Raw genomic sequence first — 26,626 nt, forward strand, 5'->3', positions numbered from 1 at the left:
ATCGAGGGGGCGCAGGGATTTCCAAGGAGCAAGATAGGGCGGATAGACTTGCGTTACGGTGTTTGATCCTTTTTCAGATGGTCGCAAGCGATTTCCCAAAGGGCTTGATTGAGCGTTTGTGATTCGATCGGTTGCCACTGATCGTTCGAGATGTACCCCGACATGGCCGTACCTGTCGCCATATGCCCGTAATGTTCCACGAATGACAGTGACCGGACGCGCCGGTTCACGCAGTCGAACTGTTTGCGGGCGGTGGTGGATAGGAACCGCGGCGTCCCGACATAGTTGCCTTGCATCCATTTGTAGTCGATCAGTTGCCAAATCGTCATGAGATTCCCGTCGCGTTGGAGGTTGGCTGAGTCCACGTACACCGTTTGCAAGCCCGGTGAAAAATAGTCACGCTCCACCACCGTCCATTCAGCAAAGACAACGGTCGAGGTCAGCATGAGTAGGGTTATGACCAGGAACGGTTTCATGAATCGTCTTTCAACAGCGCTTCGCTCTCATGAAATTGAACCGATCTCTCACATTTTAGCGATCTCAGTCATACCCATATAGCCAATGCGTCGCGGAGGAAGAAATATTTTTGACGGAATGGCGGATCCCTTTGGGAATAAACACCTCGTCGCCCGGTTCCGCGATGATGTCTTCTTTATCGATGATCAACCTGAGTTTTCCCGCCACAACGGTCACGAGCTCGTTCGTGGCATGGACGAAACCATTCCACTCGCGTCCGGGTGGGTCGATGAACACATCACAGGAGTAACCTCGCCGGCGCCAGTCTTGAGCCACCTGGTCACGGTCGAGAGGTATCGGGAATTTCTGACGGGTGAGATAAGACATCGGGCAAAAGTTAAGGGCGGTTTCAGCTGCTCTGCCCTTTACCCACGGGAATATCGGTTGTAATACTCGCGCAATCGACGAAAAGACGCCTCGGAACCAACTTCTGGCTTAACCGACATAATCTGTTCTAAACAGGTGGACAGCTCCTCAAGAGGCCATTGCTCAGATTCATCTACGATCGCATTCAAGAGTGACAATGCTTCCGATGGATACTGTGTCGCTAACTCAGATTCAGCGAGAGCCTTTACAGGTAAGTAAAAGTGTTTGGTTTGAATTATCATCGGTTTGAGTAAGTTGAAAGCTTGTAAAAACAGCGGGCCGGCATACACGCACAGTTCCATGAAGGCAGCCGACTCATTTCCGGTACGCTTGTCATGTGACTTTGGCCAAGCAGATTCAATCAGTGGCTTTACTCGATGAGTCCAATAATCAGGACGACGGTTTTCTGCACTGCCAAGTGAGCGGGCTAGCATTTTTGCTGCTTCAGCTAATCCCTCCTTGGGAAGGGCATTGAACGTGTCTCTCAACTCGCCAATGGTAAGTTGATCTCGCAGCTCAAGTGCCGCCACTACCAATAGAGAGGCATACTGTTTGTCATGTTTCCCAAGGCTATTGTATTTACAGGCTGTCTTAAGAAACGGAGCCTTGAAGGCATCGAGCAATTCTGCACTTATCCTTGGCGTCCACAAATAGCCTTCCCATACTGCTTGTGCTTCTGTCGGGTTTGTCCCCCAGTCAAAGTATGGCAAGAGATGTTGAGCAGTCCACGCAGGGTCCGCTGAATAAAGAGATGTCAGGTGTGCAGCCATGATTGTGCGACCATGGACAAATCCTTTTATCGCTGGATTGGTGAGCATCGTTAGCCTCGCCTTCACCGGCTCGTGTAGTTCCGAGCCAACCATGGGGTCTGTTTGGTACCACCAACTAAGAATGGCCTCTGTAGCGTGTCCCACTGGATTATTAATTGCTCTGCCAACAGGATCTCCCTCTAGCGAGTTCACATCTTTGTCAGCGTTTTCGAAGACCCTATCGATAAGCTGAAACCAAATGTTCTGTAATAAAGGTGATAGATCCTTGACTAGGATTTTCAGCCACCAAGCATAAGTGTGTCGCAATTCCCGAATCGTTTGGTTTGGGGCGTTTAGCAATTGCGGCCCAATCTCGGTCAGAGCGAGTATGCGATTGTCGCTTTCAGCCAATACTTGTAAGGCGTCTCTCCAAACTCCAATGTTCCAGTTTGTTCTTGCAGCAAGGTTCTTAAGGGCATTGATTGCTTGATTCGCATCGGCTTTACAAATCTCTCTCCAATCATCTTTATACCCAATGTTGTCTGTAGGGCGGATCGCAAGCGCATTTATCAACTTGTCTATTTCTCTCGGTAGCGTGATGTGCTCCCCAATTAGTTCTCCTTCTCCAGATTCCATCCAGGTTGGGAAATGGTCACGTTCACCTGACTGAAGGGTCCACCGAGGATATTTGTTTGAGAGCGTTTGCAGCTGCTTTTTAGCAGCATTAGATAGCGAAACATCTGTGGTTCCCAATATCTTTAGCCGTAGCCAAATCGCACGACCTGCTAATTCTTCCCAGCGCATTTCCTGGAGGTCATCACGAAACATGATCCGGGGAGGTCCGGCAAGGATGGTGTTGCAAAGAGTGTCGAGCTGACTGTCATCGAGTTTTGGACCGAGTGATAAAAGCAGGCGAAAAGACTCTCGCTGAGTCTCCGAGGACCAAAGCCACCACCCATTATCCTGCAACAGGAGGGCTAAACCTTCTGAAGGGTGAATAAGAGAAGACTCGCTTGCTGCAAAAAACTCCAACCTCCTAAAAATTGGAAACTTGATGAACTGCCATCGTTCCAATTCTGCCTTTGCCAATGAAGGAGTTTCTGCGGCTGCACATAACCAGGCATCTCGACACAGCTCTATCAAGCAAGTCCATTCATGAAAATCATTGTTCTGCTCGTGATCTGTGATCGAAGGGCGATTAATGTAAGAGAAATCACTCTTGTCAGAAGCCCCCTCTAATTCAGCCATCATATCCATGCTTTCCTGAAGAGAAGATGTGAAATATGGAAGGCATTCGATAGCGGCTTTCGTCCAATCCGGATGTGTTTTAATTTCCTTTAGCTTTTCCCATGGGTGTTCTCCAACGTTTAGGGTAATTTCCCAATTAACAAGGTCTCGGATACGCATCTCCTCAGGGATAGCTTCATGATTCCCTTCCTCTCCTTGTCCTCGCTGACGCCAGCGGAAAGGTTCGCTGAAACAGATCAGCGGTCGGAGGAGACGAAGCAGTTCACGCTTGAGCAAAAAGTTCCACCCAGATCTTTTCAATTCGTCTGCCCACCTATACAGGTGCATGGAAGAACGATGGCGACTGTTCGTCCCTAGTCCAGCACATATCATTCTCCAAATCGTTGTAACGGGACGAGGGAGACTAGACAGCTCATCATTGAGTTTTCTAACAATGAGCTCTTTGAAGGAGGGGTGTAGCGAACATCCGTGCCGGATCGCCCACATTAGCACTTCCGGTTTGTCGAGATGACGAACGATCCATCTACCTATGTGCCACATCACTTCATCTAACTGAGATAATGTGTAATGTGACTCTCCCATGTTCACAAGTGACATGAGGGCACCGCTACTGAGAGGGGCAGGATGATCTAACAGGGAGAAGCGGGTTGGGGTATGGCTTGAAGACGATGGGGTTATCCCAAGTTTGTGAAGATCTTTCTCTGTGAATCTTGGCTCTTCAAACAGATTGAGCCATTGAACTAACGGCACAGGATCAAGGTCTGCAAATACCCTTGCGGTTTGTCCCGATGGCTCCATAAGGGCCCAGAGGACTCGCTCAACTTGGCCGTCACTACTTATTTGAGAGGGAGCGCCAGATGCTTCACGAACAATAAGCGCTCGACGTCCGGTAATGCCATCTCGATATAGTTCGGACCATTGCAGGAGGGTCTCATGCAACAGTTGATGCGAATGTGTCTCGGGGTAGAGGATAGGCACGACTCCTTTTGAACACCAGTCTTGTTCGGCTTGAGCCGAGTCTCCGGCACTCTCAGCAAATGAACCAAATGCGTAAACCTCCTCTGACATTTCACCGAGAAGTCTGTCTGCCGACAGCGCATCAAGCATATATCTCATCACAGGGTCATCAATGCTGTACCCTATGAAGCAAACTACATAGTTGCGGAACAGCTCCGTTATGAATCGGCTAGCCCACCGTTCTGCCAAATATGCCAAGCCAAAATCACCGCTCGAAACAACAAGACTATTGAGCGCAGCTGCATTGTTGTTTTCTGGTAAAAGGCCGTGCAGGTACACAAGACCATTCCACCTGCTTTTCTTGGGAACTGGAAGTAGCGGAGCGACATAATGGTGCAAGGACGGGTCTAACCTAATGAAGATTCTGTCGAAATTAGTGGTAATTAAGCGAATGGTCTGGTCTTTGTTCTTGGCTAGTGTCAATAAGGCAAGATGAGTAGCAGTTGAAGCTGAATCGCCTAGATCCTTTGGAGTGAGAATTTCCTTGATTTTTTCACGAACGACAGATCGTTTCTTTATCCTTCTTTCCAGTAGATCGAGTGCCTGATCAAAGCGACCCTCGTCGATAGCCTTCTTCTCTGCAGAATTAGGATTTTCTCCCAGAGATTCAAATATGCCATTGGTGAGTCCTTTAAAACCAGGCAAGCCAGCTGGATAGGAGATACCTGCTCCACAAAAGAAGATGACCTCTCCGTCTTCATGAGCCTGTACTAGGCGATTAGGTATATCCGGTCCGTCCTTGATGAATCGCATTGGAATGATGCCTTGGGGGAAATGTGTGAAAAGTATACGTGAGTATAAGGAAATACGAAAGACTGGTCAGGTGCTGAACCATTCCTTCATAAGGTCAGAACCGTACGTAATGATGCGCGAAAACGTCTGTCCTTGGTGCTGCTCGGTCAGCTACTGAGGAGCGCAATGGATGTCGCTACCGTAGCCATGTGTTTGAGACCACAATCGGCGGTAATGCTCGCGGCGAAGGTTTCAAGGTTTCTAGGGTGGATTCTGGGAAAGCCGCTCGTCGCACAGGGCGATCAGGCGTTGAGCCGTTGCGTAATCTTCTGAATCGGCGGCAAGCAGTGCCAAGGCTTGCCCGGCAAGTACTCTGGCTTGGCCCCAGTCTTGTCGGGATTCACATGTGATGATCGCAGCGTTCAGTAGCGCTGTGGCGCGATAGTGCTGGTTGCCAGTGTGCTCCGCCACTTCGGCAAGCTGGAGGAGTAATGGCAACGCTGATTCAAGGCGCTCCTGCCGAATGAGCGTATCTACCCAGGACTGCAACAGGGACTCGCAGTTGCTGAACGCCTCTCCGGCCTGACGCGTGCGCCCGAGTTGCAGAAAGCCGTTGCCGGCGGCGCCATACCACTCTACGGCCCGCGCCACGTCGCCGGCGAAGCGCGCGCTGCTCGCGGCGGATTGTTGAAAAGCCACGACCAGTTGTTGCGCGCCGATCTGTTGATACATGGCGATGAGTTCGGGATAGAGCCTAACCATTTCGCTCGCCGCCTGCCGTTGCCGTTCGATGTCGGTGAAGGTATGACCTTCGGCAGACAGCTTAGCGATCCGGGCATCGAGCTGCACGGCTGTCTCGCACAATCGGCAATAATCCCGCTCACGAGCTTGGCCGAGTGTGTCCCATAGCTCGGCGGATTCGGTAAACACAGTTGCGGCTTCTTCATCGCGTTGCTGGAGCAGCAATGTCAGCCCCAGGTTTTGAAGGAGGCCTGCGAGCGTCGGCGGATCACGGCGCTGTCGGGCCAATTCGACGGCTCGACGGGATGCTTGTTCTGCTCCCGCTAAGTCGCCCATTCGCAGAAGAGTTCGTCCTATGAGACCATACAAGTCTTGCTCCAAAACGGGATGCCGTTGTTCGACGAGCGGAAGGGCTTCTCTGGCAATCTCGATCGCGCGTTGCATCTCACCCGCCTCGGCTTCCAGCGTCGCGAGGCGATACAGTGCAAGCGCCTCGTTCGTGGGATTATGCAATCCGCGCTGCAGGTCCACCGCTTGGTGGAACCAGCTGCGCGCCGCATCGAGGTTGCCGCGGCCCCGCTCCAGCAAGCCTAACGCAAGGCAAGTAGACGCCTCATTTTCTCGCCGTCCGGTTCGCCGGTTGATGGCCAAGCTCTGCTGATACACTTGCTCTGCCTGATTGAATTCACCTTGAGCCGTGAGCACTTCGCCGCTATTGGTCATGGCGGCGGCAGCGGCCTGGTCGTCGCCCAGCCGTGTAAACAATTGTTCCACTTGCCCGAATAGATCGAGCGCGGCTGTATAGTCGGCTCTTAGCTTTGCGATCAACCCAAAGAGGTTGAGTGTGGTGCCGCGCACATACTCGTCGCCGATGGTCTTGGCAAGGTTCATAGCCTCTTCACACAACCTATGCGCTTCGTCCAGCTCAAGTTGGCGAATCAGAAAAGCTCCGTAGCCGAGCAGGCCGAAGACAATGGCGGTGGGGTCGCCGCGTCGGCGATAGCCCGCGAGTGCCTCGGCGTACAGTTCCTTAGCTTCGGCGATGTATCCCAACGCTTCAAAGCTCGTCGCCAGGTTGCCGCGCCAGCGGTCCCGGGTGTCGCCGTCCTCGGCAGTCTCGATGGCTTTCACGAAACGCTCCGATGCTTCTTCGTGCCGGCCGAACCCCTGCAGAAGTATCCCCGCGGCGTTATTGACGAGCGACAAGGTGGTCGATACCGCTTGGGCATCGGCCGCCGGAAGCTGTTCCATGGCAGATAGAATCGCGAGTATGAGATCGAGCGCGACAGAGGGTTCGGCGCAAGCGCGCACCACGAAGGCTACCGAAAGCCCGCATAGAGCGGACGGAAGGGCAGATGCCCAGTCGGCGGCCCCTTGTCGTAGCGTCAGGTTCCCTTCCTCTTGTGTCGGAGCAGGTTGAACGGCAATTCTGGAGGCGATCTGGTCTCGTGCCTGTGGGGCGTGCGGCTGTAGCAAGTCCTGCACGAATTCAGGGAGCTCTCCTTCCACAATCGCCGCCCGCGCCCCATACCGTTCCCGCAAAGCGAGTACGGCCGGTTTTGGTTGGGTCCCCTTGCGCACCATCCAGGTAAAGCCGACGGCGTGTTCGGACTCAGCCGCCAGGCCGAGATAGTTCGGTTCGGCTTCCAGATCAAGGCCCGAAAATCCGAGAAACAGCCAGTGAGCCTGCCGCAGCAGATGGCGTGTACATTGTGTGACCGTAGGCGGAAAGCCCCGTTTGCGCTGTGCCAATGTATCGATCAGCGTATTGGGATCAACCACCGACCCATGGAGTTTCAACAGATGACACGGGCCACCGGCGACGGTGAGCTGATCGAGGTTTTCAGCGAGCGCTCGAAAGTGTTCCGGCTGGTAATGCACGTGAAGCGGCACATCCAGCAATGAGAACGCCGATTCCAGCACTCGATCAAAATTGGTCGTCACAATGGCGCGTACGAGACCTGCACGCGCCAGCCACGCGATCGCGAGATGTGTGGCATTCGCCCGGTCACTATCGAGATGTCGAATCACGTCAAAGTAACGGCGACGCAGGATCTCGGCGAGCACCTGGGCTTGATACTCCGGCGGTAGTTTCTCCTGTCTATGCCGGGTGGACACCACGTCCACGGCCCGATCGGCGAGCGCACGATCGAGTAGCGGTGCCGAGGCGTCGGCGAGCGCTCGGATCACGACATGATTGAAGTCGCGCCAGGACGGCAAATTTGTCGGCGGTGCCATCGAGATGCCGGCACCGGCAAAGATCACTAAGCGAGATTCATCCGAGGCTTGTACGAGTGGTTGGAGCATCGGGACGATTGTACTCTGTCCGCGCGAAAAGAGGAAAATAGGCCGGGCACGTTCTCGCTAAGCGATTACGCGAGGATGATGCCGGCCCATCAATGATGGTGGGCGAAGGTAGGTGTGTCGTCGTGCTGCTCGGTCAGCTTCCGGAGGTCGCAGTGCATGTCGTCAGGATCGCAGCATTCGGTTTCCAGTTGAATGGTCATGTGTTTGATGCCGAAGTCTGTTGTGATCCGGTTCTGGATCAACTGCAACAGCTCCGGAGGCGTGTGATGAGGTTCGATCATGACGTGACTGGTAAGCATGACCAGCCGAGGTTCGACCGCCCAAATATGAAGATCGTGCACATTTTTGACACCGGGAATGGCTTCCATGGTTGCGGCGACATGCGACGCGCTGATTCCCGGTGGCGTCGACTCCAAGAGGACTTCCATCGACTCTTTAAAGATCGGCCAAGCTCCACGGAGGATGGCGCCGACGACCAGCAAGCTCACGAGCGGGTCCAGGATGGCCCATCCCGTCAGGAGTATCGCGGCACCGCTAACGATGACGCCGAGGGAGACCCAGGCGTCCCCTAACATGTGCCAAAACGCACTGCGAATATTCAAATCGTCTTTCGCTCCGTGTTGAAGCAATAGGGCGATCACGAGGTTGGCGGCAAAACTGACGGCGGCGACCGCCATGACCCACGAGCCATCGACGGGAACCGGATGGAACAATCGTTTCAGGCCGACGATCGTGATGCCCAGTGCGGTCAACAGAAGGATAAAGCTGTTTAAAAATGCCGCGATGATGCCTGCGCGATGATACCCGAAGGTCCGGCTCTCTGAAGCCGGCCGTGCGGTGAGGAGATGGGCGTAGAGGGCCAGAAACAGCGATCCCTGATCGACGAGGTTGTGCCCCGCGTCGCTCATAAGACCAATGCTGTCGAGAAACCAGCCCCCGACGAACTCAGCCGCAATGATGACCGCATTGATGGCGAGGGCGAGTTGCAGCCGTGATCGAAGATGTGAGTAAGATGCGAGCGTCGTCATTGATACAGTTTCGCATGGGTTGCGCCATGCGGCAAGCCTTGGCAAAGGTTTATCGAAAAATCCGCAGCGACTAGCGGACGGGTTTTGATGGGAGACGTTCGCTCAACACCGGGTAGTTCGCCTGATCCATCCCTGAATTGCCGGTGGAGAGATCGGTCGCAATCACGCGCAGCTTGATTCCGTCGGGAGCCTCTCTCGACGGAGGGACAAAGAACGGAGCTTCGAATGTGCGGCTTCCTTCATCGTAAAACATCTGCAATCGCTCGATGATTCGATCACCGACCAGGACCTCTCCATAAATACGGATTTTTCTGGAGTCCCAATCTCCATGGGGACGGACCAAGGAACCGGATAGGGTGCGGACGGAAGCTCGCAATTTGACGTCGTCTTTGGCGATCAACGGATCTCGCGGCTTTGGTCGTTCGATCTGGACTAGGTAGCCAGAGAGATGCAGCACGATCCCGTCATCCGTCAGATCCTGCCCCGGTATCAATAAAAGCGTCTTGCTGGTCTTCTGCATTGAAGCCGGATAGGCCAGCGGCCCTTCGGCGGAGATGTCCACCACCGTCGGTTTCTGCAACTCCAACGTCGTGATGAAGGAGGCGGAGGGACGAGAACTGTAGATCGGCTCCTCCATCAGGTGGGGGGTGCGCATGATCTGATTCTGATCGCCGGCCTCTCCTTGCTGCAGGCCGGTGGCCAGAATGCGGCCGCTGGCAATGTCGGTGATAGTCACGCGAGCTCCACCCACCTCGCGGCCCAATACCATCGCTCCATGAGCGACGACCCGTACAAGCACTGTCGTCGGGTGTGGAGCGTTGAGCGACGAATCGGGCGGGGTTTGGCTTTGGACTGGAGCCGGAAAGCAGGGAAGCAGGGAGAGCGAGACGGTCAATCCAAACCGGACGAGGGCGGACTGCGTCATTTTACTTTGGTGCCGGGATCGACTTCTTCCAGAATGGTGAGCAGGCCGCGCACGTCGGCATCACCCGCCGCCAGCACCATCCCCTGCGATTCGATACCCATGAGCTTTGCCGGCTTGAGATTGGCCACAATGACGATCGTCTTGCCGACGAGCGTGTCCGGCTCGTACTTCTTGCCGATGCCCGCGACGATTTGACGCTGTTCGGTGCCGAGCGACACCTGGAGCTTGATTAACTTTTCCGATTTCGGTACGCGCTCGGCGGAGAGCACCTTGGCGGTCTTGAGCTGAATCTTCATGAATTCATCGATTGTGATCTGCGGCGGCACGGGCACTGCTGCTTGAGCAGCGGGTGTGACGGTTGCAGCAGGGGCCGGCTGTGGAGTTGCGGATGTGTCGTTCACGGATTTGGCTCCTTGTGGTTTCGATTCGATGCGTGGGAAGAGTGACGGTCCCTTATGAATAAGAGTGCCGGGCCTGAGGCCGCCCCATTCGATCTTGTTTTTCAGCAAAGGGGATATGAATTCGGCTGAGATGCCAAGCTGAGAACAGATCGACTGCGCGCTCGACGGCATAAAGGGATACGTGGCCAGGCTGAGGCAGCGGAGGGTCTCCGCCATGGTGTAGAGAACTGTCCTCAGTTGTTCTGCGTCATTCTCATTCTTTGCCAGTGTCCAAGGCGCAGTTTTGTCGACATATTGATTGGCCAGTTGAACGACTTGCCAAATCGCTTCCAAGGCTCGATTGAACTCCAACTGCTCCAGATGGCGCGGGAACACCTCATTCAAGAGCGTCATCGTGGCATGTTGCAGCTCTTGCTCTACCGGCCCGATCTCTTTTGGATTCGGTATCAGCCCGGCTTGAGTCCGTTCAATGAGGGTCAACGTGCGACTGAGGAGATTGCCGAGACCATTGGCAAGATCGCTATTGATTCGTGTGAGCATGGCGGCGAGGGAGAAATCTCCATCCTGCCCGAACGGCACTTCACGGAGCAAGAAGTAGCGAAAAGCATCGACCCCATACACTTCCGATATTTTGTAAGGATCGACGACGTTGCCGCGGCTCTTGGACATCTTCTCGCCGTCCACCGTCCACCAGCCATGGGCGAAGATGGTTTCGGGTAATGGAAGATTCAACGCCATCAGCATGGTGGACCAATACACCGCGTGCGTCGTCAGGATGTCCTTGCCGACCAGGTGAACATCGGTGGGCCAGAATCGGTTCCCGGCCGGTTTTTCTCGTGGCAGGTACTCCAGCGCGGACACGTAGTTGACCAGCGCATCGAACCAAACATAGGTGACGTAGTCGCTATCGAAGGGGAGTTCGATTCCCCAAGACAGCCGTGATTTCGGCCGCGAGATTGAAAGATCACCGAGTTTCTGGGTTTGGAGGAAGCCGAGGACTTCATTGCGACGAGAATCCGGTCTGATAAACGACTGACGTGTCTTAATGTGGTCAAGCAGGCGGTCTTGGTACTGGCCCATTTTGAAGAAGTAGTTGTGCTCACTGAGCTGCTCGACGGGACGTCTACAGTCCGGACAGAGTCCGGATTCCACGTCTTTCTCGGTCCAGAACCGCTCATCGAACGTGCAGTACCATCCGGTGTAGGAATCCTTGTAAATCAGCTTCTCGTCGTAGAGTTGTTGAAGATACCGTTGGACGACGAGTGTGTGCTGTGCATCCGTCGTCCTGATGAACGCCTCGTTTGAGATGTTGAGGCGTTGCCACAGTGTTTGAAACTGTGGCGCGAGTTTGTCGCAATGAGTCTGCGGGGGGATGCCGGCCTTGGCGGCAGCCTGCTGAACTTTTTGTCCGTGTTCATCGAGCCCGGTGAGAAAGAACACCTCGCGCCCGCGCAGCCGCCAATAGCGCGCCAGCACATCTGCCGCGATAGTGGTATAGGCGTGCCCGATATGCGGGACATCGTTGACATAGTAAATCGGGGTGGTGATGTAAAAGGTGTTATCTTCTGCCACGATAAAGGCAAGATATCAGGTTGGCAGTATTTATTGCTAGGCGGAGGCTCCAGCCGGGATTAGGCCAAGCGCTTCGCGCAGGCGAAGAAACGTGGTCTCCAGCGCCATCTGCATGTTCAAGTGCCGCGTCGCTTGCTGCTCGATGCGCTCGATGTCATTCAAGAGAGTGAGCAAAGTGTCGATGTCCGCTCGTTGGGCGTATCGACGCAATTCGGCAAGTTGATCGTCGTGAAGAATCTGGTCCTGATCTCCCCCCACGATGACGATGACCAGATCGCGGATCCATCGCGTGAGCCAGTTGAGCGTCTCCTCTCCCCGGTCTGTCTTGGCCAGGCTCTCGGCGGCGGAAAGGACGGTGGTGCTCGATGTCAAAGATTCCGGCTTCACCAAGGCCAGGCATTCTTGTTGTCGGGCTCGAACTTCCGCAGCATTCGTCGTGAGAGCTTCTCCGATACGTCCATCGGTAAGCACTGCGAGGAAACGCGCATCGGCAGGGGAGAGTTCTCGCGTGAGTATCAGCGCCGCTTCTACTTGCGTGCGGGCGGGTGTGGTGAAACGGAGCGCTTGGCAGCGCGATCGAATAGTGATCGGGAGCGCATGAGGCCGGCTCGTAGTCAAGACGAAAAGACTATGGCCAGGAGGCTCTTCCAGGGTCTTGAGGAGCGCGTTGGCGGCCCCGATGGTCAGCCGATCGGCGTCGTCGATCAGGCAGATCTTTCGTTCACCGATCAGCGGTCGATAGACGAACTGTTGTTCGATTTCGCGTACCTGCTCGATCTTGATCTGCGGCGTGGCCAACTCCGGATCGGGCTCGATGACCGAATAGTCCGGGTAAGTCCGTGCGGCGATTTGCAAGCAGGATCGGCAACGGCCACAGCTATCCAAATTATCCGCGTGAGAGGGCTGCTCGCAGTTCAAGGCTTGGGCCAACCTCACCGCGGTCATGAATTTTCCGATCTTGGCTTCGCCGTGGAACAGGTACGCATGGGCCAGCCGTCCGTTGCGTATGCTTGCCTGGAGCAAGGAGATGGGTTGCTCGTGGCCGGTGATATCTGCGAAGGGCATGGTTTATCGGCGCCTTGGCTTTTGGGAACGGTGAGTTTTGAGCCAGTTGCTTACTCGGGATTCTACTTCGCGTTCGACCGATTCTATGGATCGAGAAGCGTCGATCATCATAATGCGCCGAGGCTCTTGCTTTGCTAAAGCGTGAAACCCCTTTCGCACACTCTCGTGGAATCGTTCAGCTTCTCGATCCAAGCGATTTTGGGAGGAGGTCTGGCCCCGCCGACGCCTGAGTCCGACGGCAATAGGAACGTCGAAGAGCAGGGTAAGATGGGGGACCAGTTTCCCCGTCGCCCAACCGTTCATGGTGCGTAACACTCGAAGGTCCAACCCACGTCCATACCCCTGGTAGGCCGTCGTCGAATCTGAGAATCGATCGCAGACAACGATCGTCCCATCGGCGAGAGCAGGCCTAATGACATGGTCCACATGTTGGCGCCTCGCCGCAAGAATGAGCCAGGCCTCCGTTTCCGGAGCGATGGTCTCCGCAGAATTTTCAAGCAGGATCGTGCGCAACCGTTCAGCAAGGATGGTGCCGCCCGGCTCTCTGGTATGCAGGACATTCAATCCCTGTGCGGTCAGCCACTGACACAGCCTCCGAGCATGCGTCGTTTTCCCACTTCCTTCACCGCCTTCCAGCGTGATGAAGATGCCCGTCGATTTTCTGGATGCCTTACCCATGAGCGATGTTCGTATCAACCCCCGATCGGGGAGTGATCCTATGTCAGGCCAGGGTGAATAGCAAGACCGGTACCCTTCAGGAATTCGTCCGGCTTGAGTGCATAACCCTTTGAAATTTACAATAAAACGCTTGCGAGGCCGGTCCGGATCTCTGTAAGATGAAGAGCTCAATGTTCCCCCAGCGACTGGGTGCCGGTGATTCATGATCAAGACCGCTCTGAGACGTTATTTTTTGACGGGCCTTCTCCTTGTCACCCCCATCTGGGGCACGATTCTCGTGCTCAAGACCCTGTTCATCGCAGTGGATGGTATCCTGGGGGACGCGGTCGCGGAATTGGTGCCTGATCATTACATCCCCGGATTGGGGATAATTACCCTGGTTCTGCTCATCTTTTTGGTCGGGTTATTTGCGGCCAACTTTATCGGACGCCAGATCGTCAGTCACTGGGAGGATTGGTTGAACCGGCTGCCCCTCGTCCGTGGGATTTATTCCACGCTGAAGTCCATGATGGATATTCTTTCATTTTCGGAGCGAGGGTCGTATCGGCGGGTCGTCTTGATTCAATTCCCGAAGAACGGCCATTATTGTTTCGCGTTCGTGACCGGCATGACGAAAGGTGAGACGACGGCATTGGGTCAGGATGCATTGATTCATGTGTATGTGCCCACCTCACCGAATCCGACGTCGGGATATTTTCTGTTAGTGCCGGAACGGGAAGTCTCGTCCGTTGATATCAGTATCGAGGAAGCGATGAAACTGATTGTCTCGGGCGGTCTCTATACGCCGTCCGCCGCGATGGTGGCGGCCCTGAACGCGGAAACGAAGTGGAATCAGGTCAAGCAACCGGAAGCCGGTGTGCCGATTGGATAGAACGTTTCCCGATACTCTGTTGAGATACCCTATCTTCTGAGATGAAACAGTCAGCAGGCCAACACACAACACTCTCCCGCATTTCCGGCTTAGGCGTGATCGTGATGGCGGCTGGCCTGGGCAAGCGAATGAGGTCCACCCAAGCGAAAGTCCTGCATCACGTCGCAGGACGGCCGATGGTTCTCTACGCTGTCGATGTGGCGTTGCAGGTAGCGGGTCATCGGATTGCGGTGGTGGTCGGACATCAGGCCGACAGGGTTCGGCAAGTCATCGAAGAAGGCATTGCGGACAAGCCGGGAGGGAACGCGGTCAGCCTCGTCGAGCAGGCCGAACAACTCGGGACCGGCCATGCCGTCATGCAGAGCCGTTCCGTGTTTTTCGTGGCTAAGGAGGCACTCCCGACCAATTACCTCATCTTAAACGGTGATACCCCGTTACTAAAAGAGCAGACTGCGCGCGAACTCTTGCAAGTTCATCAGTCGCAAGGCGCATCGGTGACCATTCTCACCGCGAGGCTCGATGATCCCCGTGGGTATGGACGGGTCATTCGTCGGGAGTCTAGCCGAAAAGCTGATGGAGTGATTTCGTGCGAGGTGCTGAAGATCATCGAAGATCGAGATGCGACCGCAGCAGAGCGGGCCACCAACGAAATCAATGTGGGTACGTACGTCGTGTCGGGAGAGTTTCTCTTCGATGCGCTCGATAAACTGGAACCTAATAATGCTCAGGGTGAATATTATCTGACCGATATTGTGCGGATGGCCGTGGCGCAAGGGCGGCGTGTAGCCGCGGTCACTCTCAAAGATCCCGATGAAGGATTGGGGATCAATACTCGACAACAGTTGGCGACTGCGGAGCACGTCATCAGACAGCAGATCCGCGAGCGCTGGCTCGAGGCCGGCGTCACGATGCGAGATCCCGGCTCCGTGTGGATTGATGCGGGAGTCACTATCGGACGAGATACGGTGCTCTACCCACACGTGAATCTCGAAGGCAAAACTATAGTCGGTGAAGGGACGACAATCCGTTCCGGGGTCTGCATTTCAGATTGCGTGATCGGAAACAATGTGGAGATTCTCGATCATTGCGTGCTACGCGAATCGCAAGTCGACGACGAGGCTCATCTGGGACCTTTCGCACATTTGAGGCCGGGGGCGATCGTGCGGCGGAAGGCGAGGGTTGGAAATTTCGTCGAGATGAAAAAGGCCGAGCTCGGCGAAGGATCGAAGGCGAATCACCTCACGTATCTCGGCGATGCCCGAATCGGGAAAGGCGTCAATATAGGGGCCGGGACGATCACGGTGAATTATGATGGTGTGAACAAACACCGGACCGTGATTGAGGATCAAGTCTTTGTGGGGAGTGATTCGCAGCTGATTGCGCCGGTCACGATTGGAGAGGGGGCGGTGGTGGCGGCTGGGACAACCGTGACGCAAGACGTGCCGGCCGATTCATTGGCAATTACTCGCGTCGCACAAGTGAATCGAGTGGGGTGGGCGGCTAAACGTCGAATGTTGCTGGCCGGCCGTGCCCCCAGTGGACACTCAGCACGGGCAGCGGATGAGCCGACGAACCTGAAAACCAAGAACGCTTCAAACAAGCTGAAAAAGGGGCGCGCGAAGTCATCGAAACGCTGATCACGGTGAGAGAGTCGTCGTCTGCCGGTCAGTCTAGTTAGGCCTGGAGTAACCGTCATGTGTGGAATCATCGGATACGTCGGCAATCAAGATGCGGTTCCGATTCTCATCGGGGGATTGGCGAAGCTGGAGTATCGCGGTTACGACTCCTCGGGAGTAGCCGTCATGCAGGGGGAAAAGATTGTGGTCAGGCGGAGTGTGGGCAAACTGGTCAATCTCCAAAATTCGCTCAAGGCCAACGAGCTCAAAGGGACGGTGGGAATCGGCCACACCCGTTGGGCAACCCATGGAAAACCGTCGGAACAGAATGCCCATCCGCATCGGTCGAAAGGCTGCGTGTTGGTGCACAACGGAATCATTGAAAACTATCAGCAGCTGAAACAGCAGTTGGAAAAAGACGGCTACAAGTTCGAATCGGAAACCGATACGGAAGTTGTTGCGCATTTGATCGACAAGTATCTTCAGAAAGAGAACAAGCTGGCCGATGCCGTGCGGTTGGCGACCAAAGATGTGAAGGGTAGTTATGCATTGGCCGTGATTTCCGAGCGGGAGCCCGGTACCTTGATTGCCGCGCGTTCCGGTTGCCCGCTGGTCGTCGGGAGGACCAATCAGGCGTCCTATGTTGCCTCCGATGTCATGGCGATGCTCGCGCACACGCGGGAAGTGACCTACCTCGAAGAAGGAGATGTGGCGGTCGTCACTCAAGATCGGGTCGATCTCACCGACGTCGACGGCCATGCCGTGTCGCGGAAGCCGTCAACGATTACATGGGACGCATCGGCGGTGGAGAAGAGCGGGTATCCGCATTTCATGCTGAAGGAGATTCACGAGCAACCGCAGACAATTCTGGATACGATGCGCGGACGGTACTCGTATGAGACCGGTGAAGCGGATCTGCCTGATATTGGGCTGACACCGGAGGAGTTCGCCGCCGTTGAACGCATCTGGATCGTGGCTTGCGGCACCTCCTGGCACGCGGGGCAGGTGGGAAAATATTTGTTCGAAGAAATGGTCCGCACTCCGGTGCAGGTGGATATCGGCAGCGAGTTTCGGTATCGCGACCCGCTTGTCGGCAAGAAGGATTTGTTCATTACCATCTCCCAGTCCGGTGAGACAGCCGATACGCTGGCCGCTGCGCGAGAGGCAAAGGGAAAGGGTGCGCGCGTCGTCTCGATCGTGAATGTGGTCGGGAGCACCTTGGCGCGGGAGTCCGATGGGGTACTGTACACCCATTGCGGGCCCGAGATCGGCGTCGCGTCGACCAAGGCCTTCACCGCCCAGCTCACCGCCCTCTATCTTCTGGCATTGCATTTTGCCCGAGTTCGTAATGTGATGAATATCGCGGACGGCAAAGCGTGGCTCGACCGGTTGGTGCGCTTGCCGGTATTGGTGGAGAGTGTGCTGCGGAGAGAAGCTGAAATCGTGGCGATCGCCAAGCGCTATTATAAGAAGCGGAACTTTCTGTTCCTCGGGCGGGGCATCAACTATCCGATCGCGCTGGAAGGCTCGTTGAAGCTGAAAGAAATCTCATACATTCACGCTGAAGGCTATGCGGCGGGCGAGATGAAGCACGGTCCGATCGCGCTGATCGATAAAGACATGCCGGTCGTGGTCTTGGCGCCTCGCGACCGGCTGTATGATAAAACGGTCAGCAATCTCATGGAAGTCAAGGCGCGGCACGCGCCGGTGATTGCCTTCGTGGCCGAAGGCGAGCGGGAGCTCGGCAAGATCGCGGATGCCGTGTTCACGGTGCCGGACACCCATCCGCTGATTTCGCCGATTCTGTTTACGATCCCGCTGCAACTCCTTGCGTATCATATTGCGGTGCTACGCGGCGCGGATGTGGATCAGCCGAGGAACTTGGCAAAAAGCGTGACCGTGGAATGAGGCAAGAGTGAGGCGCGAAGGCGGGTCCCCGTGCTCGCTCAACGCTCGAGCCCTAGGGGAAAGGCGGCGTCTTGGCGCTGCCAGGGCGGCGAGGGTAAGAACTGTCAAGGCCCTCGCTGAATGCGCGCAGTAGGAGATCCCACCATCACGCCTCATGGATAAGCGAGAGGAATAAGAAGGTGGAGATTACGCAGCAGGATGTGGAAAAGGCGGCGCAGTTGGCACGATTGACTGTCACGCCCGCCGAGAAGGAGACCTTTGCCAAACAGTTGAGCGAGATTCTTACGCACGTCGACAAATTGAACCAGTACGACACAACCGGAATCGAACCGACTGCGATGGTCATGGGCCAAGTGAATGTGTTTCGGGATGATGTCGTGCGTCCATCCCTCGCACAGGACCAGGCGTTGGCGAATGCGCCGCAACGTGAAGCGGACGGCTTCGTAGTGCCTAAAATTCTAGAGGAGCGTTAACCGTCAAGCGTCCGGTTCATACGCGGCGTGCCGCGAATGACGAGGGACGGATGACGAATGACGAACAGATACATGTTTCGACAAATGCTACGTTCGAAAATTCACCGCGCCACGGTGACGGGTGCCCATCTTGAGTATGAAGGCAGCTTGACCATCGATCAAGATTTGATGGAGGCCGCCGGTATCCTTCCCTATGAGGCCATCATCTGCTCGAACTTGAATAACGGCGAGCGATTCATGACCTACGCCATCAATGGAAAGCGGGGAAACGGAGATATCATCCTGAACGGGCCTACGGCGCGAAAAGCGGCGGTCGGAGATCAGATCATCATCTTTTGTTACGAGTATTACGGCGACGAAGAAATCAAGAAGCACGCGCCGAAGATCGTCCGAGTGGACGAAAAAAATCACATCGTGACCGTGCGCTGACCAATCGGGGAAGTAGGACGACGGAAACGGTCGGTGATCCAGTCGGCCGATGTTTGGTCACGTGGCGGCAGCGGGGAAACGATGTCCCTCCACAAACTGACTCTCTTCGAGCTTCACAAAAAATTCAAGGCAGGCGAAGTCACGGCGACAGAGATCGTGCGCGCCTACTTCCTACGTCTCAGCCAGGTGGAGCCGAAGATCAAAGCCTTCGTCACTCAAACAAAAGAAGCCGCGTCCGCGCAGGCAGAAGATTTAGACCGGAAACTCAGGGACTGGCGAAGGACCCAGCCGCTCACCGGAATGCCTCTTGCCGTCAAAGATAATATCTGTACGGACGGCGTTCCTACGACGTGCAGCTCTCGAATGTTGCAGAATTTTGTGCCGCCGTACGATGCCACGGTCGTCGCCAAGTTGCGTGCGCAAGAGTACATTTTGTTGGGCAAGACGAACTTGGATGAGTTCGCGATGGGATCGTCTACGGAAAACTCGGCGTTTGGGCCCAGCCGGAATCCCTGGAATGTGCACTGTGTGCCGGGAGGGTCGAGCGGAGGGTCCGCGGCGGCGGTGGCGGCAGAGGAATGCGTGGCCGCGCTTGGATCGGATACCGGAGGTTCCATCAGGCAGCCGGCGGCCTTCTGTGGCGTGGTGGGACTGAAGCCGACCTACGGACGGGTGTCTCGGTATGGCTTGGTGGCGTTTGCTTCCTCGCTGGATCAAATCGGCCCGATCACCAGAAATGTGTCCGATGCGGCGTTTCTCCTTCAAGCCATTGCCGGCCACGATCCAATGGATTCCACGTCGGTCGATCGCTCTGTGCCGGATTACATGAAGGCGTTGCAAAAGCGTGACCTCAAATCTCTGAGGGTGGGCGTGCCGGCTGAATTTTTCACCGAAGGCCTAGATCCCGAAGTCGAGCAGGCAGTCAGAGCTGCCATTGACGAGTTGAAGCATCTGGGAGCTGAAATCAAGGAAATCCGGCTGCCGAGGACCGATGCTGCGGTGGCGGTCTACTATGTGATCGCGACGGCGGAAGCCAGCTCGAATCTTGCCCGTTTCGACGGGGTGAAGTTCGGGTTGCGCGCCAAAGAGACCAAGGATCTGCTCGAACTGTATATGAAGACGCGGCAGGAGGGGTTTGGGCCGGAAGTGAAACGGCGAATCATGCTGGGGACGTATGTCCTCAGCGCCGGGTATTACGATGCGTATTATGGAAAGGCGCAAGCTGTCCGCACGCTGGTCTGCCAGGACTTCACGGCGGCACTAAAAGAGGTCGATGTGATCGTGACTCCTGCTACTCCGACACCGGCTTTCAAGTTGGGGGAAAAGAGCGAAAATCCCCTGCAAATGTACCTGTCGGACATTTTCACGATCTCGGTGAATCTCGCGGGTCTGCCGGCGATTGCCCTCCCCTGTGGGTTCAGCAAGGCGGGGCTTCCGATCGGGTTGCAGTTGATCGGGCGGGCGTTCGAGGAAGAAACAGTGCTTCGAGCCGCGCATGCCTATGAGCAATCGACGCAATGGCATCTTAAAAGGCCGGTGATACGGTAGGGACCGGGCGGAGAGTGGCAAGGGAGAGGATGTACGGGATGAAAGACCGGGAGGATTGGCTGCTATGAGCATCGTTGAACTCGCTGCGCTCCTCGTGGCGATCGCCTTCGTTGTGTTGGTCGGGTATCTCGTGCCGGTATTGATGCAAGTCCGCAAGACGGTCGCCGAATCGGAACAGCTGCTGTCGAAGATGAACGTCGAGGTACCGGCGCTTGTGGCGGAACTACGGACCATGAGCCAGAACTTGAATGATGTGACGAATCAGGTTCGTGAAAGCACGGAACATGCGGCGGTATTGCTTCATGCCGTGGGGGAAGTCGGTGAGTCCGTGCAACAAGTCCATAACATCATTCGCGGATCGGGTGGCACGCTATTGACGAACGTGGCAAGTATGGTGGCTGGCGTGAAGGCAGCCACCCAAGTCGTGCGAGAACGAATGCGACAAGAAGGAGGGACACACAATGGCGGATGATCGAGGAACATCGGCAGCGGTCCTCTTGGCATTTTTAAGCGGCGCAGCGCTGGGTGCGGTCGCAGCGCTGTTATTGGCGCCGCAATCAGGGAGCGAATCCCGCGATCGACTGCGTGGGTATGCCCGTCGCGCGGAAACCGATCTACGCGACCTTGCCGGACGGGCCGGAGAGGCGTTTGAGGAAGCCGTCGATCAAGGCAAAGAGTTTGTTGAAACGAAGCGATCGGTCCTACGCGAGGCGTTCGATGCGGGACGCGAAGCGATGAAACGCGAACGTGGCCGCATCCAAGAGGAGGGGCCGAACCGAGGATGATCTTTGAAACGGTCATCGGAGTGGAGGTCCACGCGCAGCTCCGGACCAAATCTAAAATGTTCTGCGGGTGCGGCACGACATTCGGGTCGTCGCCCAACAGCCAGACATGCCCGGTCTGCCTCGGTCTGCCGGGCAGCTTACCCGTCATCAACCGGACCGCGGTCGAAATGGCGGTTCGCGCGGGTCTGGCGCTGAACTGCGCGATCACGGCGAATAACCAATTTGCGAGAAAAAACTATTTCTATCCGGATTTGCCCAAGGGGTACCAGATCTCTCAGTACGAATTGCCCATCTGCCAACATGGTTGGATTGAGATTGCCGCCGCCGGGGTGATTAAGCGAGTCCGCATACGCCGAGCCCATCTCGAAGAGGATGCCGGCAAGAACACGCATGGAGCCGGCACGGGGGAAAGCCGTGTGGACTTGAATCGCGCCGGCACGCCGTTGCTGGAAATTGTCACGGAACCCGACATGGGGTCAGCCGACGAAGTGGTGGCGTACCTCAAGGGACTGCGGGACATCTTGATGTATCTTGAAGTCTGCGACGGCAACATGGAGGAGGGGAGCTTTCGGTGTGAGCCGAACCTGTCGCTCCGTCCGGTGGGGCAGAAAGAGTTTGGGACGAAGGTCGAGCTTAAGAACATCAATTCCTTCAAGTATGTGAAGGATGCGATCGAGTATGAGATCAAGCGCCAGACCAAGGTCTTGAATGAAGGCGGCAAGATTCGCCAGGAAACCAGACTCTGGAACATCGACCGTGGTGAAACGGCCGTCATGCGATCCAAAGAAGAAGCCCATGACTATCGCTATTTCCCGGATCCGGATCTGGTGCCCTTGAAGCTGGAGCAGGAATGGATTGACGGATTCAAGTCATTGTTGCCTGAATTGCCGGCCGTGCGCATGCGGCGATTTGTCGAAGCGTATGGATTGCCGGAGTACGACGCGGGTGTATTAACGGCGTCGAAGGGTATGGCGGACTATTTCGAGAGCAGTGTGAAGGAGTTCAATCAACCGAAAACCGTGAGCAACTGGGTGATGGGAGAGTTGACGAGAGAGTTGAACAACTCCGGGACGGATATCAGCGTCTCACCGGTCAGTCCTGAGCGTCTCGTCAGCCTATTACAGATGGTGGACAAAGGCGCGATCAGTCTAAAGGTGGCTCGGGATATGTTTCCGGAGCTCTATTGCAGCGGAAAAGCGCCTGAGCAGATTGTTCAAGAAAAGGGTCTGACGCAGGTCTCTGATGAAAACGTATTAGACAAGATAATCGCTGAAGTGCTGAGCAAAAATCCAACCCAGGTGGCGCAGTTCAAAGAAGGCAAGCAACAAGTATTGGGTTTTCTCGTTGGACAGGTCATGAAGGCGAGCGGGGGGAAAGCAAATCCAGGAAAGGTGAATGAGTTGTTGAAGAAGAAGTTGGGATGATCGCGGGTCCTGTCGCCGACTGGCCCTTTCGTCCTCGCTTCACCCATCCCCCAGTGGGTCCCTTACGCTGCGGGCGCTCAGGGAAGGCCGTGTCTTGGCGCGGCGGGATTGGGAGGGTGGAAACCGTTGCTCAGTCGGCGCCACCCGCGCATGTGGGATAAGAAATTTGTGATGTGTATAAGTGAGGAGAGGAAAGCATGAGCGCGATTAGAGAAATCAAGGGCAGGCAGATCATCGATTCACGGGGCAATCCGACGATCGAAGCTGAGGTCACGCTTGAAAGCGGTGCGAAGGGGCGGGCGGCGGTGCCGTCAGGCGCGTCAACCGGGGAAAAAGAAGCGATCGAACTCCGTGACGGCGACAAGAAACGCTGGATGGGGAAAGGTGTCACGAAGGCTGTGGCGAATATCAGTAAGGTCATCGCGCCCGAGTTGCTTGGCAAAGAGGCGTTTGATCAAGCCGGCGTCGATCGAGTCATGATTGCCTTAGATGGAACGAAGACGAAGGGCAAGTTGGGGGCGAATGCGATCTTGGGGGTGTCGCTGGCTGTGGCGAAGGCAGCGGCGAATGAAACGGGGCAGCCGCTCTATCGTTATCTGGGAGGGAGTAATGCTCGAGTACTTCCGGTCCCGCTCATGAACATTATCAACGGTGGAGCTCATGCCGACAATCGGTTGGATCTCCAAGAGTTTATGATCATGCCGGTGGGTGCCGGCCGGTTCAGCGAAGCCCTCCGAATGGCCACCGAAGTTTTTCATTCGCTGAAGGCCCTCTTGAAGAAGAAGGGGCTCAACACGGCTGTGGGGGATGAAGGCGGGTTTGCACCGGATCTGCAATCGAATGAGGAAGCGCTGAGCCTGATTTCCCAGGCGATCGAAGAGGCCGGCTATAAGACCGGGCGAGATATCGCACTGGCGCTGGACTGTGCAGCGAGCGAGTTCTATGACAAGGGACGGTATGTCCTGGAAGCGGAGAAGAATCCGGAACGCTCATCGGAAGCCATGATCGCATACTATGGCACACTGCTGGATCGTTATCCGATCCTCTCGATCGAAGACGGTCTGAGTGAACTGGATTGGAAGGGTTGGAAAATGCTCACGGAAAAGCTGGGAAAGAGGGTGCAGCTTGTCGGGGACGACATTTTCGTCACCAACGTGGAGATCTTTTCGAAGGGGATCAAGGAAGGAATTGGGAATTCCATCTTGATCAAGCTCAATCAGATTGGAACATTGACGGAGACCTTGGATGCGATCGAGCTTGCAAAGCGGTCAGGCTACACGGCGATCATTTCACACCGGTCCGGTGAAACTGAAGACACGACCATAGCGGACGTGGCGGTCGCGACGAACAGCGGATTGATCAAGACAGGATCGTTATCCCGAACAGATCGAGTGGCGAAATATAATCAACTCCTCCGGATTGAAGAAGAGCTGGGGGCCGCCGCGCTGTATCGTGGCCGGGAAGCAGTGCCCGTGAGGGCATAACTGGTTTTGGAGTCGATGGACGCGCAGATGATCATCAAGCAGAATCGTGGCCGACAGTGGCTGGAATGGCGGGGGCGTCTCTTTGCCGTGATGCAAGTGATTGGGGCTGCGGGATGTATCTGGCTGCTCGTGGCGCTGTTCTCCGGAGAAATGGGCCTGACTCGCTATTTATCCATGAGGGATCATGCTACGAGCCTGGAGCAAGAGCTGTCGGCCTTGCGCAGAGAAAATGCCACCTTACAGCAGGATATTACTCGTCTGCAGCATGACCCAGCCAAAATCGAACAGTTAGCCCGAGAACAGTTGGGTTATGTGCGCAAGGGAGAAACCGTCTATCAGCTTGTACCGGAAACTATAAAGAAACAGGAGCCCTCGTCGAGGCCATGAAGTTCGGAACGGTAGCCATCATTGGACGGTCCAACGTCGGCAAGTCGACGTTGCTGAATCATTTGTTGGGTGAAAAAGTCTCGATTGTGTCGAGTAAGCCTCAAACCACCCGGACACGAATTATGGGCGTCGTGCATGCGGAAGGAGCCCAGATTGCGTTTCTCGACACGCCCGGCCTGCATAAGCCCGAGCATTTGCTGAATCGCCGAATGGTTCGAACCGCCGTGGAAACCTTGGAAGACGCGGATCTGTTGTACATGCTCATGGATGCGACGAGCCTGCCGGGCCCAGGAGATATGACGGCCATTAAATATATGAAGGAGGCGCTGGCGAAACATGCGCGGCCGGTGATCCTTGTCGTCACGAAGATTGACCTCGTGAACAAGCACAAGCTGCTCCCCGTCATCGATCGATATGCCAAGCTGTTCGCGTGGACGGAGGTCGTGCCGGTTTCCGCACAGGGAGACGACAATGTGGATCGGTTGCTGGCGGTCACGGTTCCCTATCTTCCCTCCGGAGAAGGAGCGTACGATGACGATGTCATCACAGATCAGACGATGAGGACGCTGGCGGCGGAAATGATCCGAGAGAAGGTGTTGCAGGAGACGGAAGAGGAGGTGCCGCATGCTGTTGCAGTCGAGATCGATGAGTTCGTCGAACAGGGAAAACTCGCGAAAATTCGGGCTTCGATTGTAGTTGAACGAGAGACGCAGAAGGGCATCCTGATAGGCAAGCAAGGGGAGCGTTTGAAAACGATCGGTACGCAGGCCAGACAGGATATGGAACGACTATTCGGTATGAAAGTGTTTCTTGAGCTTTGGGTGAAGGTCAGAAAAGCCTGGCGTGAGGACGAGCAGGCGTTGGTGCAGCTGGGGTACTAGAGAGTTATGCAGCCGACGGAACGACCAACGGAGCCACGCGTACCGGATCAGCGGCCTCGCCCGTCTGAGCGGGATGTACTGCGCGAAGTCTTGCGCGATCAGGCCGAGCGTGGGCAGACGAAGTCGGATATCGTCATTCAGTCTGTCCAGAAGCTGCTGCGGCGAGGAGCGATCACGAACCTATCCAAAATGTTAGGGCGCATGCACCCTGCCGATATCGCCAAAGTCGTGACCCACCTGTCATCGCTAAAAGAAAAGCGGGAAATATTCGAGCTGGTCCGCGGAGAAGGCAAGCGGGGCCAAGTGCTGAGTGAACTCGACGGCGAAAGCATTCAACAAGTCGTCGCGGATCTGCTGCATTCCGACATTGCCTGGCTCTTAAAAGATCTTGGCCCTGACGATGTGGCCTACATTCTCGGATTCCTTCCCGAAGAGCGCAGCAAAGAAATTCTCGCCCTGATGAAGACCGAGGATTCGACCGAGGTCGCCGATATCCTCAAGTATCCGAAGGATACGGCCGGGGCGATCATGACGACGGAGTTCTTTTCCTTGCCGGAAGACGCCACGGCGCAGGAGGCGATCCGCCGGTTGCAGCAAGCCACCGATGCGGAAATGGTGTTCTATATTTATGTCACAGACAAAGATGATCGCCTAGTCGGTGTCCTCTCGCTCAGGCAACTCATCACGGTCCCTCCTACGACTCCGCTGAAGAACATCATGACCCGGGAGGCCATGAGTGTCACGATCGACATGGACCAGGAAGAAGTCGCACGCCAAGTGGCCAGTTATAACTTGTTGGCTATTCCCGTCGTGGAACGGGACGGCAAGTTGGTAGGCATTATCACGGTTGATGACGTGGTCGACGTCATCCGGGAGGAAGCGACCGAGGATATGTTGAAGATGGCCGGTGCGATTGAAGAGGAGTCAGGCTCGAAGTCTTCAAGCATCGGTTCAGCGAAGCTTCGACTGCCATGGCTTTTTACCAACTTAATCGGCAGCCTCTTGTCCGGCGCGATTCTCTGGTATTTCCGCTATACGATCCAGGAGGTCGTAGCGATTGTGAGTTTTATTCCCGTGATCGCGGCGATGGGCGGCAATGTGGGCTTGCAATCCTCGACGCTGATTATTCGAGGGTTGGCTACCGGTACTGTAGAACTCACTCATGTATGGCCCGTCTTCTTTCGCGAAGCGAAGATCGGCCTGGTTATGGGAGTGGCCTGCGGCGTGACATTGACACTGGTTGGTTGGGTGCTACATCAGGGATTTTTGGGCATGGTCGTTGGAGCTTCGCTGATCATCGCCTTTCTGGTGTCGACCAGCATGGCGACGATTATGCCGATCCTTCTCAAGCGCATGGGAGTTGATCCGGCTGTTGCGGCTGGTCCTTTTGTCACGACGGCCAACGACATCACCGGTATTACGATATATCTGACCTTGGCTACTCTTTTCTTGGAGTCTCTCCGGTGACGCGAACC

Annotated in this window: 22 protein-coding genes; 13 read left to right on the forward strand and 9 right to left on the reverse strand. The window is 55.6% G+C overall.

The window, feature by feature from the left end:
* Positions 1-53: 53 nt before the first annotated feature.
* The 9 genes from H8K03_17205 to H8K03_17245 all read right to left on the reverse strand — a co-directional run bounded on the left by H8K03_17205 (position 54) and on the right by H8K03_17245 (position 13,345).
* Entirely contained in the window at positions 54-476 is a 423-nt protein-coding gene (locus H8K03_17205) for a hypothetical protein (protein UVT19510.1), read from the reverse strand.
* A gap of 64 nt (positions 477-540) precedes the next feature.
* On the reverse strand, positions 541-843 hold the full coding sequence (locus H8K03_17210; GenBank protein ID UVT19511.1) for a cupin domain-containing protein: 303 nt from the start codon (positions 841-843) through the stop codon (positions 541-543).
* Between the two features lie 38 nt (positions 844-881).
* Positions 882-4,649 (reverse strand): SIR2 family protein, encoded by a 3,768-nt coding sequence (locus H8K03_17215; protein ID UVT19512.1) that lies wholly within the window; start codon positions 4,647-4,649, stop codon positions 882-884.
* 240 nt (positions 4,650-4,889) lie between these two features.
* Entirely contained in the window at positions 4,890-7,676 is a 2,787-nt protein-coding gene (locus H8K03_17220) for a tetratricopeptide repeat protein (protein UVT19513.1), read from the reverse strand.
* A gap of 89 nt (positions 7,677-7,765) precedes the next feature.
* Positions 7,766-8,704 carry a cation transporter gene (locus H8K03_17225; GenBank protein UVT19514.1) on the reverse strand — a complete coding sequence of 313 codons (939 nt, stop codon included), beginning with the start codon at positions 8,702-8,704 and terminating at the stop codon, positions 7,766-7,768.
* Positions 8,705-8,774: 70 nt separating this feature from the next.
* Positions 8,775-9,629, reverse strand: a complete 855-nt coding sequence (locus H8K03_17230; GenBank protein ID UVT19515.1) for a hypothetical protein — start codon at positions 9,627-9,629, stop codon at positions 8,775-8,777.
* Entirely contained in the window at positions 9,626-11,602 is a 1,977-nt protein-coding gene (gene metG, locus H8K03_17235; protein UVT19516.1) for a methionine--tRNA ligase, read from the reverse strand. Before metG ends, H8K03_17230 begins: the two co-directional genes overlap by 4 nt.
* A gap of 36 nt (positions 11,603-11,638) precedes the next feature.
* Positions 11,639-12,667, reverse strand: coding sequence for a DNA polymerase III subunit delta' (holB, locus tag H8K03_17240; GenBank protein ID UVT19517.1), 1,029 nt, complete (start codon positions 12,665-12,667; stop codon positions 11,639-11,641).
* Between the two features lie 3 nt (positions 12,668-12,670).
* Positions 12,671-13,345, reverse strand: coding sequence for a dTMP kinase (locus H8K03_17245; protein UVT19518.1), 675 nt, complete (start codon positions 13,343-13,345; stop codon positions 12,671-12,673).
* A gap of 202 nt (positions 13,346-13,547) precedes the next feature.
* Here H8K03_17245 and H8K03_17250 point away from each other — a divergent pair, with 202 nt between their 5' ends.
* The 13 genes from H8K03_17250 (at position 13,548) to mgtE (ending at position 26,618) form a co-directional block, all read left to right on the forward strand.
* Entirely contained in the window at positions 13,548-14,216 is a 669-nt protein-coding gene (locus tag H8K03_17250; protein UVT19519.1) for a DUF502 domain-containing protein, read from the forward strand.
* A 41-nt stretch (positions 14,217-14,257) separates the two neighbouring features.
* Positions 14,258-15,853, forward strand: a complete 1,596-nt coding sequence (glmU, locus tag H8K03_17255; GenBank protein UVT19520.1) for a bifunctional UDP-N-acetylglucosamine diphosphorylase/glucosamine-1-phosphate N-acetyltransferase GlmU — start codon at positions 14,258-14,260, stop codon at positions 15,851-15,853.
* Between the two features lie 57 nt (positions 15,854-15,910).
* The gene (gene glmS, locus H8K03_17260) at positions 15,911-17,740 is read left to right on the forward strand and encodes a glutamine--fructose-6-phosphate transaminase (isomerizing) (GenBank protein ID UVT19521.1); all 1,830 of its coding nucleotides are present in this window, start codon (positions 15,911-15,913) and stop codon (positions 17,738-17,740) included.
* A gap of 179 nt (positions 17,741-17,919) precedes the next feature.
* Positions 17,920-18,213 (forward strand): Asp-tRNA(Asn)/Glu-tRNA(Gln) amidotransferase subunit GatC, encoded by a 294-nt coding sequence (gatC, locus tag H8K03_17265; protein UVT19522.1) that lies wholly within the window; start codon positions 17,920-17,922, stop codon positions 18,211-18,213.
* A gap of 72 nt (positions 18,214-18,285) precedes the next feature.
* The gene (locus tag H8K03_17270) at positions 18,286-18,642 is read left to right on the forward strand and encodes an aspartate 1-decarboxylase (protein ID UVT22529.1); all 357 of its coding nucleotides are present in this window, start codon (positions 18,286-18,288) and stop codon (positions 18,640-18,642) included.
* Positions 18,643-18,723: 81 nt separating this feature from the next.
* Entirely contained in the window at positions 18,724-20,190 is a 1,467-nt protein-coding gene (gene gatA, locus H8K03_17275; GenBank protein ID UVT22530.1) for an Asp-tRNA(Asn)/Glu-tRNA(Gln) amidotransferase subunit GatA, read from the forward strand.
* A gap of 64 nt (positions 20,191-20,254) precedes the next feature.
* Entirely contained in the window at positions 20,255-20,662 is a 408-nt protein-coding gene (locus tag H8K03_17280; protein ID UVT19523.1) for a DUF948 domain-containing protein, read from the forward strand.
* The gene (locus H8K03_17285; GenBank protein ID UVT19524.1) at positions 20,652-20,975 is read left to right on the forward strand and encodes a YtxH domain-containing protein; all 324 of its coding nucleotides are present in this window, start codon (positions 20,652-20,654) and stop codon (positions 20,973-20,975) included. The genes H8K03_17280 and H8K03_17285 overlap by 11 nt, the downstream gene beginning before the upstream one ends.
* A complete protein-coding gene (gatB, locus tag H8K03_17290; GenBank protein ID UVT19525.1) occupies positions 20,972-22,399 on the forward strand; it encodes an Asp-tRNA(Asn)/Glu-tRNA(Gln) amidotransferase subunit GatB in 1,428 nt (475 codons plus the stop codon). Before H8K03_17285 ends, gatB begins: the two co-directional genes overlap by 4 nt.
* A 197-nt stretch (positions 22,400-22,596) precedes the next feature.
* Positions 22,597-23,883, forward strand: a complete 1,287-nt coding sequence (eno, locus tag H8K03_17295) for a phosphopyruvate hydratase (protein ID UVT19526.1) — start codon at positions 22,597-22,599, stop codon at positions 23,881-23,883.
* Positions 23,884-23,910: 27 nt separating this feature from the next.
* Positions 23,911-24,270, forward strand: coding sequence for a septum formation initiator family protein (locus tag H8K03_17300; GenBank protein ID UVT19527.1), 360 nt, complete (start codon positions 23,911-23,913; stop codon positions 24,268-24,270).
* Complete coding sequence (gene era, locus H8K03_17305) at positions 24,267-25,151, forward strand: GTPase Era (GenBank protein UVT19528.1); 885 nt, start codon at positions 24,267-24,269, stop codon at positions 25,149-25,151. Before H8K03_17300 ends, era begins: the two co-directional genes overlap by 4 nt.
* A gap of 129 nt (positions 25,152-25,280) precedes the next feature.
* Positions 25,281-26,618: a magnesium transporter gene (gene mgtE / locus H8K03_17310; GenBank protein UVT22531.1), complete on the forward strand. Its 1,338-nt coding sequence runs from the start codon at positions 25,281-25,283 to the stop codon at positions 26,616-26,618.
* The last annotated feature ends 8 nt before the right edge of the window (positions 26,619-26,626 follow it).

This window comes from Nitrospira sp. (assembly GCA_024760545.1).
In the GTDB taxonomy this organism is placed as follows: Bacteria; Nitrospirota; Nitrospiria; order Nitrospirales; family Nitrospiraceae; genus Nitrospira_D.

Excerpts from the sequence above, each read along its gene's own strand:
- H8K03_17220 (UVT19513.1), bottom strand. The coding sequence starts at position 7,676 with ATGCTCCAACCACTCGTACAAGCCTCGGATGAATCTCGCTTAGTGATC.
- glmS (UVT19521.1), top strand. The coding sequence starts at position 15,911 with ATGTGTGGAATCATCGGATACGTCGGCAATCAAGATGCGGTTCCGATT.
- holB (UVT19517.1), bottom strand. The coding sequence starts at position 12,667 with ATGCCCTTCGCAGATATCACCGGCCACGAGCAACCCATCTCCTTGCTC.
- H8K03_17215 (UVT19512.1), bottom strand. The coding sequence starts at position 4,649 with ATGCGATTCATCAAGGACGGACCGGATATACCTAATCGCCTAGTACAG.
- H8K03_17205 (UVT19510.1), bottom strand. The coding sequence starts at position 476 with ATGAAACCGTTCCTGGTCATAACCCTACTCATGCTGACCTCGACCGTT.
- H8K03_17225 (UVT19514.1), bottom strand. The coding sequence starts at position 8,704 with ATGACGACGCTCGCATCTTACTCACATCTTCGATCACGGCTGCAACTC.
- H8K03_17280 (UVT19523.1), top strand. The coding sequence starts at position 20,255 with ATGAGCATCGTTGAACTCGCTGCGCTCCTCGTGGCGATCGCCTTCGTT.
- gatA (UVT22530.1), top strand. The coding sequence starts at position 18,724 with ATGTCCCTCCACAAACTGACTCTCTTCGAGCTTCACAAAAAATTCAAG.
- H8K03_17250 (UVT19519.1), top strand. The coding sequence starts at position 13,548 with ATGATCAAGACCGCTCTGAGACGTTATTTTTTGACGGGCCTTCTCCTT.
- era (UVT19528.1), top strand. The coding sequence starts at position 24,267 with ATGAAGTTCGGAACGGTAGCCATCATTGGACGGTCCAACGTCGGCAAG.
- H8K03_17245 (UVT19518.1), bottom strand. The coding sequence starts at position 13,345 with ATGGGTAAGGCATCCAGAAAATCGACGGGCATCTTCATCACGCTGGAA.
- H8K03_17230 (UVT19515.1), bottom strand. The coding sequence starts at position 9,629 with ATGACGCAGTCCGCCCTCGTCCGGTTTGGATTGACCGTCTCGCTCTCC.
- H8K03_17285 (UVT19524.1), top strand. The coding sequence starts at position 20,652 with ATGGCGGATGATCGAGGAACATCGGCAGCGGTCCTCTTGGCATTTTTA.
- eno (UVT19526.1), top strand. The coding sequence starts at position 22,597 with ATGAGCGCGATTAGAGAAATCAAGGGCAGGCAGATCATCGATTCACGG.
- H8K03_17210 (UVT19511.1), bottom strand. The coding sequence starts at position 843 with ATGTCTTATCTCACCCGTCAGAAATTCCCGATACCTCTCGACCGTGAC.
- H8K03_17270 (UVT22529.1), top strand. The coding sequence starts at position 18,286 with ATGTTTCGACAAATGCTACGTTCGAAAATTCACCGCGCCACGGTGACG.
- H8K03_17300 (UVT19527.1), top strand. The coding sequence starts at position 23,911 with ATGATCATCAAGCAGAATCGTGGCCGACAGTGGCTGGAATGGCGGGGG.
- glmU (UVT19520.1), top strand. The coding sequence starts at position 14,258 with ATGAAACAGTCAGCAGGCCAACACACAACACTCTCCCGCATTTCCGGC.
- gatB (UVT19525.1), top strand. The coding sequence starts at position 20,972 with ATGATCTTTGAAACGGTCATCGGAGTGGAGGTCCACGCGCAGCTCCGG.